Annotated in this window: 10 protein-coding genes; 7 read left to right on the top strand and 3 right to left on the bottom strand. The window is 64.5% G+C overall.

The window, feature by feature from the left end:
• The first annotated feature begins 8 nt into the window (after positions 1–8).
• From ESZ52_RS15380 to ESZ52_RS15410, 7 genes are all read left to right on the top strand, one after another.
• Positions 9–1331 carry a short-chain fatty acid transporter gene (locus ESZ52_RS15380; protein WP_131106680.1) on the top strand — a complete coding sequence of 441 codons (1323 nt, stop codon included), beginning with the start codon at positions 9–11 and terminating at the stop codon, positions 1329–1331.
• 22 nt (positions 1332–1353) lie between these two features.
• On the top strand, positions 1354–3297 hold the full coding sequence (locus ESZ52_RS15385; RefSeq protein WP_131105703.1) for an acetoacetate--CoA ligase: 1944 nt from the start codon (positions 1354–1356) through the stop codon (positions 3295–3297).
• Positions 3294–4445: a thiolase family protein gene (locus ESZ52_RS15390; RefSeq protein WP_131105704.1), complete on the top strand. Its 1152-nt coding sequence runs from the start codon at positions 3294–3296 to the stop codon at positions 4443–4445. The genes ESZ52_RS15385 and ESZ52_RS15390 overlap by 4 nt, the downstream gene beginning before the upstream one ends.
• Before the next feature lie 14 nt (positions 4446–4459).
• Positions 4460–4873, top strand: coding sequence for a Zn-ribbon domain-containing OB-fold protein (locus tag ESZ52_RS15395; protein WP_181010051.1), 414 nt, complete (start codon positions 4460–4462; stop codon positions 4871–4873).
• Complete coding sequence (locus ESZ52_RS15400) at positions 4870–6057, top strand: acetyl-CoA C-acyltransferase (protein WP_131105706.1); 1188 nt, start codon at positions 4870–4872, stop codon at positions 6055–6057. Before ESZ52_RS15395 ends, ESZ52_RS15400 begins: the two co-directional genes overlap by 4 nt.
• 23 nt (positions 6058–6080) lie before the next feature.
• Positions 6081–6533, top strand: coding sequence for a MaoC family dehydratase (locus tag ESZ52_RS15405; protein ID WP_131105707.1), 453 nt, complete (start codon positions 6081–6083; stop codon positions 6531–6533).
• Positions 6534–6602: 69 nt separating this feature from the next.
• Positions 6603–7772: an MFS transporter gene (locus tag ESZ52_RS15410; protein ID WP_131106681.1), complete on the top strand. Its 1170-nt coding sequence runs from the start codon at positions 6603–6605 to the stop codon at positions 7770–7772.
• A gap of 221 nt (positions 7773–7993) precedes the next feature.
• Here ESZ52_RS15410 and ESZ52_RS15415 read toward each other — a convergent pair whose 3' ends face one another.
• From ESZ52_RS15415 to ESZ52_RS15425, 3 genes are all read right to left on the bottom strand, one after another.
• The gene (locus tag ESZ52_RS15415) at positions 7994–8572 is read right to left on the bottom strand and encodes a YdeI/OmpD-associated family protein (protein WP_238154649.1); all 579 of its coding nucleotides are present in this window, start codon (positions 8570–8572) and stop codon (positions 7994–7996) included.
• A gap of 405 nt (positions 8573–8977) precedes the next feature.
• The gene (locus tag ESZ52_RS15420; RefSeq protein ID WP_131105708.1) at positions 8978–14029 is read right to left on the bottom strand and encodes an ATP-binding protein; all 5052 of its coding nucleotides are present in this window, start codon (positions 14027–14029) and stop codon (positions 8978–8980) included.
• Between the two features lie 376 nt (positions 14030–14405).
• Positions 14406–16202: a hypothetical protein gene (locus tag ESZ52_RS15425; protein ID WP_131105709.1), complete on the bottom strand. Its 1797-nt coding sequence runs from the start codon at positions 16200–16202 to the stop codon at positions 14406–14408.
• Between the last annotated feature and the right edge of the window lie 470 nt (positions 16203–16672).

Below are 16672 nucleotides of genomic sequence, written 5' to 3' on the forward strand. Positions count from 1 at the left end.
AAGCGGTTATGGGTCCGCTCAACGCTGTGGTCGAGAAGTACATGCCCAGCGCCTTCCTCTTTGCCGTCGCGCTGACCGCGGTCGTCGCTGTCGCGGCGCTTATCGTGACCGACTCCGGGCCGGCCGAGGTCGTTGATGGCTGGGGCGACGGCCTATCCGGGCTGCTGGCCTTCACCATGCAGATGGTGCTGATCCTTCTGCTTGGCTACATGCTGGCGCACACCGGACCGGTGCACCGCCTCCTCGTCAAGCTGGGCTCTGTCCCCCGCAGCGAGGGACAGGCCTACGTCTTCGTCGTGGTCGTCACTGCGGTCGCCTCGCTCCTCACCTGGGGTCTCGGGCTGGTCGTCGGTGCAGTCATCGCCAAGGAGGTCGCACGCCAGGGAAAGGCCAAGGGTCTCCGGCTGCACTTCCCCCTCCTCGTGGCCGCCGGTTACTCGGGCTGGGTCGTCTGGCACATGGGCTATTCCGGCTCCGGCCCGCTCGCTGCCGCATCGGAGGGTTCCTTTGTCACAGAGCTCACCGGCCAAGTGATTCCCATGTCGGAGACGACGTTCAGCCTCTGGAATATCACTGGGGCGGTGCTGACCGTGGTGGCCATCGCCACAGCGATGTACCTCATCCGTCCCCGCTCCACCTCGAGAATCGTCGAGGTGGACGCTGAACAGGAGAGCGCTGCCTACATCCGGGAGGACATCAACACCCCTGCCGACCGCTTGGATGCCAGCCGCTGGCCGACCACGCTGCTCGGTCTCGCCCTCGCCTCATACCTGGTGATGCACTTCGCGGGTGGCGGAACGCTGACGCTGGATATCGTCAACTGGTCGTTCATGATGCTCATCCTCCTGCTGGTCAGCTGCTCCAGCGAGATGCTCGCACTGGTCCGCAGCTCGGCCAGCAACGTCGGTGACGTGGTTTTCCAGTACCCGCTGTACGCCGGCATCCTCGGCATCATGGCCAGCACCGGCCTCATGGAGTGGCTGACGCAGCAGATGGTTCGGATATCCACCGAGGCGACCTTCCCCATCATCGCCCTGATGTCCGCGGGACTGGTCAACATCTTCGTTCCCTCAGGCGGGGCGCAGTTCGCGGTGCAGGGGCCGATCGTGCTCGACGCTGCGCAGGCCCTCGGCGTAGATCCGGCCATCGCGATCATGGCCGTCTCGTACGGCGACCAGTGGACCAACATGATCCAGCCGTTCTGGGCGCTGCCGCTCCTCGCGATCGCCGGGTTGAAGATCAGAGACATCATGGGCTACACCACGATTACCTTCCTCGTCTCTGGCGTGTTCTTCGCCGGCACCCTCTTCATCGCCAATCTCATTCTCTGACGAGACCCGACAAAGGAACTCCATGTCGCACCTCCCACGCACAGTCTGGTCGCCGACGCCCGAAGGGGCCGCGCAGACCCTCATGCACACCTTCATGACGGACAACGGTTTCGCCGACTACGACTCCATGCACCGTTGGTCGGTTGCCGACCCGGGCGCGTTCTGGTCGGCGCTGTGGCAGTACGCCGGCGTCGTTGGCGATCCGGGAAGTACAGATTTCATTCGGGACGAGCAGCACCCGATGACAGGGTCACGGTTCTTCCCCGAAGCCAAGGTCAACCTTGCGGAGAACTTCCTCCAGGGGCCAGCAGGCGATGTCGTCATCATTGAGGCGGACGAGACGGGTGTGCGTGCAGAGCTGACCCGTGAGCAGCTGCGCAGGCAGGTGGCTCAGGCTCAGCAGGTCCTCCTCCGACTCGGAATCGCCGAGGGGGACAGGGTTGCGGGGATCGTCCCCAACACTGCTCCTGCGTTGGCCTACACGCTCGGCGCGCTGTCGATCGGCGCAGTGTGGACGTCATGCGCGCCGGAGTTCGGGCCGGCCGGGGTCCTTGACCGCTTCGGACAGGTGTCACCTTCCGTCCTCGTCATCGCGGAGGACTACCTCTACAACGCCAAACGACACTCTCTCGTCGGTAAAGGCCTTGAGATCGCCGAGCAGCTATCCGGCCTGGACCACGTCCTGGTGCTGGGCGCCGCACCCACGGACCGGGCTGGGGACGCCGTGGTGCATGCCGTCGAGGACCTGGTCGACGAGTCGGCCACGAAACCAATGTTCCGACCGTTGCCCTTCGACCACCCGACCTACATCGTGTACACCTCGGGCACAACCGGACTGCCGAAGTCCATCGTGCACCGCACCGGTGGGATCCTGCTGAACCTCCTCAAGGAGCACCTCCTGCACGGCGACGTCCGCACAGGCGACCGCATGCTTTACTTCACCAACACCGCGTGGATGATGTACCACTGGTCGATCGCCGCGCTGGGGTGTGGAGCCTCTCTGGTGCTCTACGACGGAGCTGCCATTCCCTCAGGGCGGCAGGACCTCCTGTGGCAATTGATAGACGAGCTGGATGTGAGCCATTTCGGGACCAGCCCGAAATACCTGTCGATGATGGCCAAGCTGGGCGTCCAGCCGAGCCGAGACCTCGACCTAGCCCGACTCCGTTGCATTCTCTCCGCCGGAGCCCCCCTGACCGACGACAACTTCGACTGGGTTTACGGCGAGGTCAAGTCAGACCTGCTCCTGGCGTCGATTTCCGGAGGAACAGAGATCCTCGGCTGCTTCGTGCTCGGGAACCCCTTGCGGCCGGTGCGCAGCGGGGAGATCCAGGGCCCCGCTTTGGGCATGGCTGTCGCAGCGCTCGACGATCGCCAGCTACCCGTTCTCGGTCGCCCCGGTGACCTGGTCTGCACCGAGCCCTTCCCCAGTATGCCGCTCAAGTTCTGGGGTGATGGCGGGGACGAACGCTACCGACAGGCGTATTTCGCGACCAAGGACGAGGTCTGGTACCACGGTGACCTGGCTGAGTTTCGCCCTTCTGGAGGCGTTGTCATCTCCGGTCGGACGGACACGACCCTCAAACCGGGCGGGGTGCGGATCGGGACGAGCGAGATCTACCGCGTCGTGGAACGCATGCCAGGAGTGCGCGACTCACTGGTCATCGGTTATCCGGTCGAGGACGACATGGAGATCTGGCTCTTCGTGGTCCCCGACGGGACGGTCGGAGTCGATGTCGACCAGATCCGCCGAACGCTGCGTGCCGAGGCCTCACCGCGACATGTGCCATCGAAGATCTTCTCGGTGCCCGAGATCCCCTACAACCTGGCCGGCAAGAAGGTCGAGGGCGCGGTGCTCAAGACCGTCACCGGCCGGCCCGTAGGCAATAGGGAGTCCTTGAGCAACCCAGCGTGTCTCGACCTGTTCGCGGTCGAATCTCTACTGGTGCACGAGGTGGTGTCATGAGCAAGGCTGCCATCGTCGGGATCGGCGAACTGGCTCCCCAGCGCTACTCAAGCGGCGAGACAACTCTCAGCATGCTTGCGGCGGCGTCGATCGAGGCCGTAGGGGACGCTGGGCTGGGCCCCCAGGACGTGGACGGGCTACTCGTCGGTCCGCAGGTGGGTGAGACCCCCCAGCACGTGCCGGCCACGGTCGCGGAGTACCTGGGGCTGCGTCCGACCATGGCCAACGTGGTTGATCTCGGCGGTGCGACCGGGGCCGGTATGGCGTGGCGCGCGGCCGCGGCGATCCAGGCGGGCATGTGCGACACCGTGCTGTGTGTGCTCGGCAACATCAACGAGCGTGGTCGTACGCCCAGGTCGCCCAACCGCAACCCCATCCGTGAGTTCGACGTACCGTTCGGCGCCTCCGGCGCCAACACCTCGTACGCGTTCCTGGCTCGTCGACACATCGCCGAGTACGGCACCACACCCGAACAGCTAGCCCTGCCGGTCGTGGCGCAGCGGGCCAACGCGCAGCTGAACCCCAAGGCGGTTTTCCACGGCACGCCCCTGAGCGTCGACGATGTTCTGTCCTCCCCGATGGTCATCGACCCCCTACGGCTGCTCGAGATCGTGATGCCCTGCGCGGGTGCCGCTGCCTTCGTGGTGACGAGCGAGGAACGCGCACGCGGCCTGGCCCACCCGGTCGTGACGATCGCGGGGGCTGGCGAGAAGATCACCCACCGTGCCATGTCACAGGCCCCCTCACTGACGTCCGGCCCGCTCAAGGACGCGATCGCCCGCGCCTACCGACAGAGCGGCGTCGGACCCGGCGACCTGGACCTGCTCCAGCTCTACGACTGCTACTCCATCGTCATCGCGATCACGCTCGAGGACGCAGGCATCTGTCCTCCCGGGGAGAGCGGACGGTGGATGGCGGACCACGACCTGACGTGGCAGGGAGACCTGCCGCTCAACACCCACGGCGGCCAGCTGTCCTTCGGACAGGCCGACCTCGCCGGCGGGATCTCGCACATCACCGAGGCTGTTCTGCAACTGCGGGGCCAGGCCGGAGACCGGCAGGTGCGCGATGTGGAAAACGCCTTGGTCACAGGAAACGGAGCGACGTTGAGCGAGGCGACCGCCCTCGTCCTGCGCCGCGGCGCATGAGGCAGGAGACGAACATGACTACACCTCCCTTCCCTGGCCTGACGGTCACGCCACAAAGCGAGCCGTTCTGGCGGGGAGTCTCCGAGGCACGGCTGATGTTTCAGCGGTGCACCGCCTGCGAGTGCGCGGTCTTCCCGCCGCGCGGGCACTGCCCGCGGTGCTGGGCACGTGATCTGGAATGGCGGGAGAGTGACGGACAGGGCGCGCTCGCGTCCTTCGCCGCCGTTCACCGCCCGGGCCATCCTGCCTTCGCTGAGCTCACTCCCTACACCCTGGCCCTCGTGGACTTGGACGAAGGCTTCCGCATGCTGACGCGCATCGTCCAGACCGATGGGCGAGGACCCCTTGTGGGGTCCCGCGTGGCCCTGTCCTGGCACACCCAGGGCGACACCCAGCTCCCGTTCTTCACGGTGAAGGAGAAGTCATGAACCGCCCCAACGGCCCTGATGTGCCGGTCCTTCTCGACGGGGTCCGTACTCCGTTCGGCCGCTACCTGAAAGGCCTGCGCACGCTGAGCTCTCGGCAACTCGGGGCCCACGCGGTGACCGCGCTGCTCGACCGCCTGCCTCAGATGGCCCACTGCGACGGGGTCATACTCGCCCAGGTCGTGCAGGGCGGGCTGGGACAAAACCCAGCACGCCAGGCCGCCGTGGACGGGGGTGTCTCGATGAGCGTTCCCGCTTTGACGCTCAACAATGTTTGCCTCGGTGGGATGACTGCCATGGCGGACGCCACGCGACGCATCCGCCTCGGCGAAGGGCGTTCGTACCTCGTGGGGGGAATGGACTCCATGAGTCAGGCGCCCCACGCGGGTCTCTTGCGCAACGGCGCGTCGATGGCCTCCGTCGGCCTCGTCGACACCTTGTCAAAGGATGGCTTGTGGTGTTCCCTGGACGACGAGTCCATGGGGGTCCTCTCCGACAGGGTCAACCACGACCTCGGGATCGACCGGGATGTCCAAGACGAGATCGCACTGCACAGCCATCAGCGAGCCCGGGCGGCGCGAGACTCCGGCGTATTCGGCGACGAGATCGTCCCAATCACCGTGGACGGCGCAGAGGTGATGCACGACGAGGGCATCCGCGACGAGACGAGCCTTGAGTCGTTGGCTCGGCTGCGCACAGTCTTCGATCGAGCGGGAACGATCACCGCTGGCAACGCCTCGCAGATGACTGACGGCGCATCGGTCGGAGCCATCGTCGGCCACTCGGTCGCCGAGGAGTGGGGCGTCGAGCCGTTGGCCCTCGTCCGCGGATACGCCGAGGTCGCCGGACCCGACGCAAGCCTGCACCTCAAGCCGGCTGCTGCCATCGAAGAGGTGCTCCATCGTGCAGACCTGAGCGTCGCCGACCTGTCCCTCATCGAGGTCAACGAAGCATTTGCGGGCGTCGTCGAGGCCAGCCGGCGTCAGTTGTCGGTACCGCTTGACGTGGTGAACGTCAATGGAGGTGCCATTGCTCTTGGTCACCCGCTCGGTGGTACCGGTTTCCGCCTAGTCCTCACCGCCGCCCACGAACTGCGCCGCCGCGGAGGCAGGTACGCAGTCGCCAGCATGTGCGGCGGAGGTGGTCAGGGCTCAGCGGTCCTGATCGAGAACGTCAACGCACACTGAAACGAAGACGAGAAGGAGTCACCATGACAAACCAAGCAACCGCTCAGAAGGGCTGGGCCGGCACGCGGTTCGGCCAGCCGCAGATCGGCGCTACGGCCAGCGTCAGCCGCACATTCGGCCCGCGCGATGTAGAGCTTTTCAGCGAGATCAGCGGCGACCGCAACCCACTGCACGTCGACGAGGAAGCCGCCAAGGCCTCGACCTTCGGAGGCCTCATCACTCAGGGCGGCGTGACGACCGGACTGCTTAACGCTGTAGTCGCAGAGCAGTTGCCCGGCCCCGGGACGGTTTTCCTGTCCGTGTCCTGGTCGTTCCGCCGTCCTACGTATTTCGGCGAGACGATGACGGCCAGAGTCACTGTCGAAAAGGTCCGTGACGACAAGCCGATCTGCCACCTCCGCACGGAGGTCGTGAACGCCGAAGGTGAGGTGTGCGTCGAGGGCGAAGCAGTGACGTATACCGCGGCTCTTGGATGAGTGACCGTGTCTGAGGCTGGCGGGCGCCCCCCGGGAGCCGGGTGGGCGCTCGCCTCGCTGGCTACGGCCATGCTTCTGGGCATGGCCACGTGGTTCTCGGCGGGTGCCGTCGTGCCACAGCTTGTGGCGGAGTTCTCCCTCACTGGGTCGCAAACAGCGTGGCTAACTCTCGGCGTGCAGGTCGGCTTCGTCCTCGGAGCACTCACGCTGGCCATTAGCAGCCTTGCAGACCGTATTGGACCCAGACAGCTCCTGGCTCTGGGTGCTGCGGCGGCCGGGTTTGTCAACCTGCTCCTGCTGGTCGCGACCGAGGGCTGGCAGGTGATCGCCATCCGCGTGCTGACGGGCGCCTGCCTCGCGGCGGTCTACCCGCCCGCCACGAAGGCAATCGCGACCTGGTTCAGGACTTCCCGAGCGCTTGCCATCGGCGTCATGCTAGGGGCCCTGACGCTCGGGTCCGCTTCCCCTCATCTCGTGGCCACTGCCGGCGGGCTGAGCTGGACTTTCGTGGTGGTCGGCACCAGTACATTGAGCCTTCTGGCGTGTCTCGTGGCTGCTCTCGTCGCCAAGGATGGGCCGTACCCCTTCCCGGAGGCCCAGTTCAGCTTCTCTCAGGCCCGCAAGGCGTTCTCCTCGCGGCCTGTGCTCCTGACCTCTATTGGCTACTTCGGGCACATGTGGGAGCTCTACGCCATGTGGTCGTGGTTCGGCCTCTTCATCGGCACGATCCTGACCTCGGACAGCGGTCAGCCGGCCAGCCGTAGCGCCAGCCTGGTCACCTTCCTGGTCATCGGCATTGGCGCCTTGGGCTGCTTACTGGGTGGCTGGCTGGCTGAGAAGCGTGGGAGCGCCTGGGTCGCCTCTCTGTCCATGTGGGTCTCCGGCTCGTGCGCGCTCGTCATCGGCTGGCTTGCAGACGGGCCAGTGTGGCTCGTCATCGCGATCGGCCTCATCTGGGGATTCTCGATCATTCCCGATTCTCCGCAGTACTCGGCGTTGGTGACGCAAGTCGCCGACCAGCGATACGTCGGCAGCACGCTCACGTTGCAGATGGCTTTGGGGTACATCGTCACGATCCCCGTGGTTTGGCTGACACCACTCCTCTACGCGCGGGTCGGGTGGGGCTGGACCTTCACCCTGCTGGCGCTCGGCCCCATGGTGGGTCTGATCGCTATGCGCAGGCTTGCCGCAGAACTCGCAAATCGGCAGCAGCCAAGCCGAGCGACACAACCTTCCTAGATCCTCGGGTCTGTCGATCTCGACGCCACGCTCTGGAGCTGGCGAAGGGGACTCGAAACGCTCAACCACCTGTTTACAAGACATCCGGGCAGAACCCGCTGACCTGCGAAGATTGCATGAGACAGGGACTTTTCGCGGGATCCGTGCAACATACGTGCATCAGTGATGGCCACCCGAGTCGGATTCTGACCGTATGGCGCCCACACGGGGCCAGTCGCGTACTAGGACGGATCGCGCAGTCTGCCGCTCCTGGCAAGGGCGGGGTCAGTGCACGATGACAGGTCGAAGCAGCACGGCCGCCGCTTCCCGTCGTCCATCTTCGAGACGCTGGCCTCCACTCGGCGCTGCCGTGTCGCGGGGTTTCTCGTCGCCCGGACCCAGCGGACCCACTCCCACCGGGCCATCGGCGTGAAGTCCTGCCACAACTCTCGGATCCGTGCGGGGGCCTCGTCCAGGGCAGCCCTCAAGTCCGGAGGCACGTCAGGCTCTGGCCAGTCGGGCACGACCTCCAGCGTCAGGTCGGCGGTGTCCCCGAGGCCGATCCCGGCGTTGTCGGGCAACGCCTGGTCCAGGCGGATCCAGTGACCCCGGCGTCCGTCCGGCTCTACGACGGTCGCGAACGGATGCCCATCAAGGGTTCCCCGCACCGCGACCTGCCCGCGCGACGGCAGTTCCTCGCTCGCAGAGGTTGGCAAGGTCACCAACGTGATCCCGTCGATGGCAGACAGCTCGGCCGTGAACCGGATGGGCGCCTGCTCTGCGTCTTGAGTGGCCCGCGACATGCCTTGAGCGACCTCCATCGGTTCGAAGCTCAGGACCGGGTGCGTCCACGCCCAGCACGGGCCCTTCCGAGGCGTCAAGCATACTGCGGGACCTCTCATCTCATGGACGCCACGACGCCACTGCTCACCGCCGACGCAGATGCTGTCCGCCGCAGCACCCACTACGTGCGTGACAGCGCCCTCGCGCCGAGGTGCGTGACATCGCGACTCCGCAGATGAGCGGACCCTATATAACAATCCGACGTGACGACCCAGTCAGACATGCAGAAGGTGCGGTTTGCGCCCAGATTGACGCGAGCATCGTGTGATACAGGTCCTCGTGAAATGGCCGAGTCGCCCTCTAAGGGCAGCGTGCTGTGCTGTTCAAGTGGTCTGTATATCGCGCCTGCGCTGGTAACGTGACGGCCCGATGGGCTCATGCGGTCACTCTTCTAGTTGTTGCAGGGCGACTGCGGCGGAATCACCGGACGCGGCAAGGCCATCGACGATTCTGCGGTACCGAGCGATGGCCGGACCCTCGACCGCGCTGGCCGATCTGAGTTCTCTCAGCCAGTTCGTGACAAACCATGTCCGGTTGGCGAAGGCGCTGAACCGGCCGTCAAGCACAGTCTCGAGCCAGTCGAGACCGGTAGCCGCCTGCCATTCCAGTGATGCGGTTCTCGCGAACTGCGCTACTGCCTCGGCTGCCTTCGGCTCGCCTTGCGCGAGGCTGAGCCACCTGTTGATATTGGCGTCAAATGCTTCTGGAGGCGCCCATGAACTCCTGCAGCTGTTCAGCGTGGCATCTGGGTCCATGTCCTCTGATCGGATTTGGGGTGTCGGGAGGAGGGCGGAAATGGCGTAGCCGTACCAAGATGTCGAGCCATTGATGAGGCTGGCGCCCGCATCAAGCTCGTCCAAAACGGTTGTGAGCATCGGTGACCAGAAGCCTGCGAGAAGTGGTCGCAGGTCGGCGTCGTAACTGAACACAGTCGCGAAGCTGTGCAGGAACGAATGCAGGGCGTGCGCGTTGGAGGCAAAGGTCCTGAGGTGCTTGTCGAGGGCGTCGCGTTCGCCTTCAGTAGCGAGCGAGATGAAGAGTCGGGCCACCAATTCGTGATGTCGCTCGCCGAGGTGGTCATAGTTCCTTCGCCAGGCGTGGTCGAGCCCGCGAAGGTGGGCGTCCCACAAAGGATCGCTAAGCTCCGTCGCCCTGCTCGACGTGCATGGCGCGGTACGAGCTGCGTGGGTCGCGACGACGGGTAGTCGGATGCGGTTTACGAGTATCTCGCCGCTGGGAACGTCGCCCAGTGTTCGGGCGAATGGACCTTCGAGAATGACCGACTGGCGGCGTTGTGTTTCGTATTGCCAGGGCCCGAGGCGGCTGGTTGCCAGGCAGGCCTCCAACGCCTCCCAGAGCGGTTCGTGTCGCTGGCAGCGCCCGTCTTGTGCTTTGCAAGGTGCATGCCAGACAGGAACTGACCCCTTGGCGAGCGCGGTACGGACCTCGTCGTACACACTCGTCGATAATGCGACGAGTGCCAGCCGGACTCGGTCGGCGTCCAGGGCCGAGGAGTCGAAGGCAGGGAGTAGCAGGAGCGGTACCGCGATGGCAGCGGCTCGATCAGCGCCGATTGAGAAGAGACTCGATGAAGAACTGGCACCGTCGCCCCAGGGATCCTCTGCGCCTGTCAGGACCAAGTCTGCGGCCCAGTGCAGGTCGTCGGCAGGCAGGTCAGCGAGGCCGGTCCCATGTGCCCTGACGGCTGCTGCAGCGACCGCGACGAGCGGATTCTCTGGTCTGTCCAGCATCGATGACGGGCCTTCGTAACTGAGCCGGCGTGCCTCAGCGATGTCGTCGGCAAGTGTTGTCACTGGCCACTGTTCGGGTGTTTCGTTCTTCAAGGCGTAGTTGACCTGAAGACGCAGCAGGATAGAGACCGCGTCCATTTGAGCGTTGCCCTGGGCCAGTACCTCGTTCAGCTCTGCTGGGCGCTCGAACTGGATGACGACCCCGTCGTCGGCGATCGAGGCTTCGTAGTTTCCGGCACGGAACTCGGCAGCCCAACTACTCACCATGGCCAAGTACTGTTCTGCGCCTTCTGTACTGAACGCTTGTACACCCCCTGGCTCGTCCTCGACGGGATCATGCTCTCGTCCAGCCTTTATGTACTTGCGAGCTGAAGCCAGGAGGCGCTCGCCTACAGATTCGAGCTCGGCGAGGCGGCTCTCGTTGCCGGAAACTCGGGCATTCACGACCATCCAACCAACGGTGGCGTGCGGTGAGTACCGGCGCTTGTCCTGACCCACCAAGGTGTCGGCTTCGCGATCACGCACGCTGAAAGCACCTTCTGTCGTCACACGCCCGATCTCGAGGTGCCAGACGGTCACATCGCTGAGGAACGGGTCGAGAAGGTCCCCGGCTTCGTCGAGGCGTCTGGTGAGAAAACCGCACAGCAGCCCTGGGATCGCAAGGTTGTGACAGTCCTTGAGGAGCAGTTCGACGATGGCGTTGAGCGGAACTCCTGCTTCACTGTGCAGCGCGTCGATGTATCTCTCGAGTGCCAGCAGGGCGCTCATGCAGGCGTATGGGCCCACGCTGGTTCCTCTGTACCAACTCCAGACATGAGCGTCGCCAACGTAGTGCTGGGGACCGATTCGATCGCTGAGTTCAAGGGTCGCGCCCTCGTACTCGCTCCACGAAATGTGGTCGGTCAGTGGCTGTGACTCGTCGGTTACGCGGTAGAAGGCTGCCTGGTCGAGCATGCGGTTGATGAATTCGATTGTGGCGACGGGAGTTAGTCTCAGCAGCCGGTAGAACGGCCCGTAGTACCAAGCAGCACCGGGCGCACCTAAGCCCAATCCGTCGCCATGCCGGTAGTCACGAATGCCGTCGTCGAGGTGTCTGCGACCTCGTGCACCACCCCATCCGACGTCGTCATCGTCGTCGTCGGGCTTTTCGATGTAGTAGGCCTCTGACAGTTCAAGGAGTAGATCAGGGTTCACGGCTGAGAGGGCAAGAACGACTGCCGGCGATTCGGGGACGTTGTGGAGCGAGTCTGGCCGTTCTTCAGCAACCCTGCGCAGCCAGGTGACCGCGGCGTCGTCGAGGTCTCGGCCAAGGCTGGCCAGTGCTTCGATCGCGAAGTTGTCGTAGAGCGGATGGTCTTGTTCAAGGATGGTGTCGCGCACGCGTTGACGAAGAGGGTCGGGGTCTCGCTCCGCCCGTGCCATCCCTCGCAACCAGGCAAGCACAAGCTCTTGGACCCGTTCTCGGGGCGACTTCCTCTGTCCGCGAGGAGTTTGGCCCAGGTCTCGGCCTTCGCAGAAGGCAACCTCCACGATCGGAGCCAGCGCAAATTGGTCTCCGAAGTCGAATCGAACGTATCTACTGGCAGCAAGTCGCAAGAGGGTGTTGAGGCCGTCACCAGCGACCAGTACGTCCCAGAGTTCGGCGATGCTGTCTCGTGCGTTTCCGAGGGTCATGAGCGCCTCGACAGGGATCTCCGCCCATCTCACGCCGTCGCCCTCGGCGATGCCTTGGAACTCGTCGACAAGTTCCTGCCATAGATCGAGCCGCGTACGCCCGCTCGGATGTCCAAGCCGCGCCTGACAGGCGAGTCGAACCGAACGAATCGTCCAACGGGGCGATGATTGCGCGGTCAGTGGATCCCACCCAGAGAACAGGAACAGCTTGCACAGGGCGAAATCTCGGTAGAGGTCGGTCGAAAAATCAGGCCCCTGGGAGAAGGCTGCGTTCGTTTCGGCGCGGAGAACACCATCCGACCGAAGCTCGCGAACGGCTGGGCTGGCAGGTGGAGCCTCTTCTTGGAAGCCAAGTCGACGGCGCGCCACGCTGAGGGCGGCCGCCTCGCGCTCTTCCGGCGTGGCGAAGCCAGCAGGATGCGCCCCGTCGCGAAGTATCAGGCCGTTCCAGACGGCTGCAAAGACGTCCGCCTCGCAGAGGAGTTCGGCCGGGTTGAGCGGGCGGCCAGATCGGAGGATTGCATCAACCAGCCCGGGACGACCGAGAAGCCAGCTGGCCTTGGGGTCTGACAGCACCCGGCCCAGCTGTGGAATGATCGCCGCGAGTTCCTCTCGCTCCCTGGGTTCCAGTTCGTCAACCGCGTGAACCTCGACGCCCGGGGTCGAATCCAGCCCTGTTAGGGCAGCCCTGATCGCTTTCTCAACAAACCGTGCACCGTCGCTCCTGGTTACAGCCACAACACCCAAGCCCTGACGCAGTGCAGCTCTGGATAGCTCGACGAACAGTGCGTCTTGGCCCTCGAGCACCGCTTCGCAGCCATCCAACACGAGGAGCCGGGCTACCGCCGGCTCAGCTCCAGCGAAGAGCTGCGGCAAGGTCACTCCACCTAGGAGGTGTTCAAGCTCCAAGACTGTCCCACGGACATCGCGGAGGCTCAGTCTGACTATGGCGGCACCATTCTGTTCCAGAGCCGCGCACGTGGCCAGCACGAGAGCCGACTTGCCAACATCAGGTTCACCTGTGACGACCAGCGCGCTGGCCGTCGAACCTGCTGCCTCCAACGCCGCGCGAAGAGAGTCCGCTGCGTCCTCTCGGGCGAGGTGAACCGATTCTTGGCTCGAGGAGATCGTCGATCCAGTCTGCTGCCTCAGCAAGTCACCCAGACGGTCCAGGACTTCCCACGCTCCCTCGTGTGGACCGAACCTCTTCAGAGGATGGGTGCTTAGCCGGCGTCGAAGCATTCCGCCCGTCACCACAGCGCCGGCTGCGGCGTACTCGTTCGCGAGCTCGGAAAGACGTGAAAAGACCGTGTCAGCCTCGGCAGTTGTGGCGCCTTTCACCGCGGGTTGCAGCAGCGCAACGGCGGTACTTCGATCTGCTGTGTCAGTCCCCTCCAGGCGGAGCATGCGGACTCGAAGGCTCGAAAGCAATCGCCACAGCAAGACATCCACACCTACGGAGCCGAGTTCTTCGTCGCCCTCTGCTGCGGCCTCAACTAGGTTTCTGAGATGGCCAAGCCGCTCTACCGTCCTGGTATTGGCAGCTCCTGGCCGTGCGACTGCCGCAGCGAATGCTTGAGCGCTATCGACCGAGCGGGCAATCACTGCGAGCGAGTCCACTTGCTGAAACGCCTGGCGAGCGACGGCAACCGCAAGTGTCAGAGTCCAGCGGCCGGCCGCGACCTCGCCCCAGTTCTCGGTCACGACCTGTAGGAACGCTCTGATGAGCGGAACAGATGCCGAATCGCTTGAGCTCAGCCGCGGATCGCGGCGCACCCCAATGGATGCACGGTGGATAGCACCATCGACTGACTTGCCTTCCAGAACAATGTCGTCGACAGGACTGACGTTGCCCGCTTGCAGTCGCACGCTCGAGACTTCGACCCGATCGCCTATCTCGGAACACGGTGCACCGACTAGCATCCGCGCCAACAGCATGGCCGCGTACTGGTGCTCTAGAGAGACGCCTCCTCCACCAGTCGCGTATGCGCTTGCGCCCGCTTCAGACATGCTCAAAGCCTATGGGACCGTTCGGACAACCATCGACTCTCAACCACCCAGGCTCATCTCTGCGGGTGACGCAACCGTCAGAGCCTTAGCCACCGGCCGGGACGTGGGTGTGCCCCCACACAGCGGGCAAATCACTGTGGACCTGGAGTTCGTCCCGCATCCGCTCATGCCGCTCGTAGCGTGGACCGGGCGATGTGAGCGGTGGCAGCCGCCCGGCCCGTTTGTATGTGACGTGTCCCGAGCCGCCAAGTCCAGATCACCCCTGAGCCGGCTCTGCGACGTTGGGAGGAGAGTCTCGGGTTGTCGGCCGAGACACGGCGAGGGCGGGGACATGATCTTCGGCCGTACCGCGCAAGGTGCCGCGTCGCTGGCTGAGCTAACCTCTCCGCTCCGGCTGCTGGTCATGGTCCGTATGGAGCCGTAGGCGCCCGAGGGTTGTATCGGTCAAGATCACGCGGGCCGCCTTTCTAGTCGCCGGCTGACCCTCACTTGGCGGCTGCGGCTCTAGAGTCACGGCTCCGTGGATCTCGAGGAGGAACGTGAACTCGAAGTCCTCACCGAAGGGCGGGAACGGGACGGACCACGGCACCTGGAGAGACCCCGACGAGGCTCTTTGCGTTAGATCCGCGTATGCCTCAGGGTGGTCCTCGTACCACAGGACGACCTCGTCGACCCGGACACCGACTTCGAGCCCGGACACGACGTCTGCAATGGTGCGGAGGCTGGAGCCGCCTCGGCCAGCGATCGTACTTAAATCCTCGGGCAACTCGATCGGACGCCTGGTCGCCGCGCTGATCCGGACGAGATCCTCGACGACCGACACGACGACCGCTGGGACAGGGGGGTCGCCATGCAGGGTTCTGACGAACACCGGGTCGCCGAGCCGGAACTCGTCTTGCATTTTGAGATGATTTCCGTTGCCCCAAGCGGCGCAAAAGCGAAGCGCGGGTAGGACGCGTTGAACGGGCTCGCCGACCCAACGCTCGCTGCGCAGACTTAGACCACCTTCCATCGTGCCCCCTGCCGCACTCGTCATCTGTATGTACATGTCGGCGGTGATGTATCCGTCCGTGTCGCCGCCCTGACGGTGCTCGCCGCCTTCATGGCCGCGTGCAGCGAGGCGGAAGTTGAACGTCCTCTCCGCCAGCCTCACGCCATTGGGGTCCTCGATGACCCACAAGACGGGCGTCGTCGGCTCGTCTTCGAAATACCCGAACGCCGGGCCGAGTTTCAACACGCTTTCGTTTCCGCCGCCTGGGGGGGCAAGGCCACCAGGCAGGTCCAGGGTGACCTCTGCAACGGCGTCGCCTCCCAGGACGACAGGTGTGCCGTACTTGCGCCACCGTTCCCAGGCTGTGCGCTGCTCCGGGCTCATACGGTCTGGGTAAACCGTGTAGCTCCCAGGGATTGGTCGGTCCTCCAGAGCGGCGTCGTATTTGGCGAAGACGTGCCAGGTGACGTGGGTTGACCCGTGACCGGTGTGCGAGATCACGCTGGCGATGAGGCCAGGCTCCTGCGTGACAGGGGGAAGCCCGGTGGTCACCTGGTAGTTGTATTCGAAGTGCGGATCTGCGGCGTTGATGTGGGCATGAAGATCTGCGAGAGAGCCGGTGGCGTCAGCTGGTGCCACTTTCGGGGGATCAGTTACGAGGTTCCGCAGCCCCGCGAGGGTGGACATCTGCGACAGCAGCTGGCTGACTCTCTCCATGCCGTCGCCGAGGTAGTACTCGCGAACGTTGGGCGCGTCGAGCAGCAGTTCCTCGACGGCGGTCAGCCCGAAGACCTCGACGGGGAACGGCGCCTCAAGCTCATCCGCCAGGTCCAGAAGCCACCTCTCCTGCTCGCGGGTCAGGTCCATAGGTAGAGCCAGGTACCACTTGGCGATCTTGTAGTCGAAGGTCGTCTCGTTGTGCGTCGCGATGGCCCTCGCCAGGGACTTCTTGATTTGTTGTTTGCGTGAGTCGTTGAGCTCGTCAGCGAACTTCTTCACCTGGTAGTTCTCAACGTGCAGCGGCAGGTGCGTCTGACCGGGGACAGGGACCAGGACGTCCAACCCGCCATCGCCCTGGGAGGGCTTGATGCGCCTGGCATGCTTGTGTCTCCGACACAGGCCGACGGCGATTATCCGCTCGATCGTGTCTGGGTCGATGACTGTCCACGCGATAGGAGTCATTGTTGAAGCCGCGGGCGTTGCTCGTGCTTCATCGCCGACCTCTCACTCCGGGGGCTTCGTTACTGACCGAACCTACTGGCTAACGGACGATCCCAGTCCTAGGAAACGCCGATGTCAACTTCCCGCCGAATCCACGTACGACCATAGGACAGTGGTCATGGCCGACAGAAGCGCCATCCCCTACGACGAAGCGCTACCTCGCTGTCTCCCTCGGATGGCGGCCTCTGACTTCTTCCAAGGGGCGGGAAGCAACCCGTCCGCTCCTGCCGATGGTCGCGAGGCACAGGGCCCCTGCTCCCCATCGCCCCACGAACTGGTCGTGGTGGCCGAGAGGAAAGATTACAAGTAAGTCGGATATGCAGTCTCCCGGCGGTTCTGGATGCTTCCTGCGTAGGTCCAGGCCCAAGTTGGGCGCGGGGGCTTTCGAGACGCAGCGGGACAACGTCCGGTGACGGGGCGACTGCCGTCGG

The sequence above is a fragment of the Ornithinimicrobium sufpigmenti genome, from assembly GCF_004322775.1.
GTDB classification, from domain to species: Bacteria; Actinomycetota; Actinomycetes; order Actinomycetales; family Dermatophilaceae; genus Ornithinicoccus; species Ornithinicoccus sufpigmenti.

What these genes read in the sequence shown, in the direction of transcription:
- ESZ52_RS15405 (WP_131105707.1), top strand. Translation starts at nt 6,081, where the DNA reads ATGACAAACCAAGCAACCGCTCAGAAGGGCTGGGCCGGCACGCGGTTC.
- ESZ52_RS15415 (WP_238154649.1), bottom strand. Translation starts at nt 8,572, where the DNA reads ATGGAGGTCGCTCAAGGCATGTCGCGGGCCACTCAAGACGCAGAGCAG.
- ESZ52_RS15390 (WP_131105704.1), top strand. Translation starts at nt 3,294, where the DNA reads ATGAGCAAGGCTGCCATCGTCGGGATCGGCGAACTGGCTCCCCAGCGC.
- ESZ52_RS15410 (WP_131106681.1), top strand. Translation starts at nt 6,603, where the DNA reads ATGCTTCTGGGCATGGCCACGTGGTTCTCGGCGGGTGCCGTCGTGCCA.
- ESZ52_RS15380 (WP_131106680.1), top strand. Translation starts at nt 9, where the DNA reads ATGGGTCCGCTCAACGCTGTGGTCGAGAAGTACATGCCCAGCGCCTTC.
- ESZ52_RS15385 (WP_131105703.1), top strand. Translation starts at nt 1,354, where the DNA reads ATGTCGCACCTCCCACGCACAGTCTGGTCGCCGACGCCCGAAGGGGCC.
- ESZ52_RS15400 (WP_131105706.1), top strand. Translation starts at nt 4,870, where the DNA reads ATGAACCGCCCCAACGGCCCTGATGTGCCGGTCCTTCTCGACGGGGTC.
- ESZ52_RS15420 (WP_131105708.1), bottom strand. Translation starts at nt 14,029, where the DNA reads ATGTCTGAAGCGGGCGCAAGCGCATACGCGACTGGTGGAGGAGGCGTC.
- ESZ52_RS15395 (WP_181010051.1), top strand. Translation starts at nt 4,460, where the DNA reads ATGACTACACCTCCCTTCCCTGGCCTGACGGTCACGCCACAAAGCGAG.
- ESZ52_RS15425 (WP_131105709.1), bottom strand. Translation starts at nt 16,202, where the DNA reads ATGACTCCTATCGCGTGGACAGTCATCGACCCAGACACGATCGAGCGG.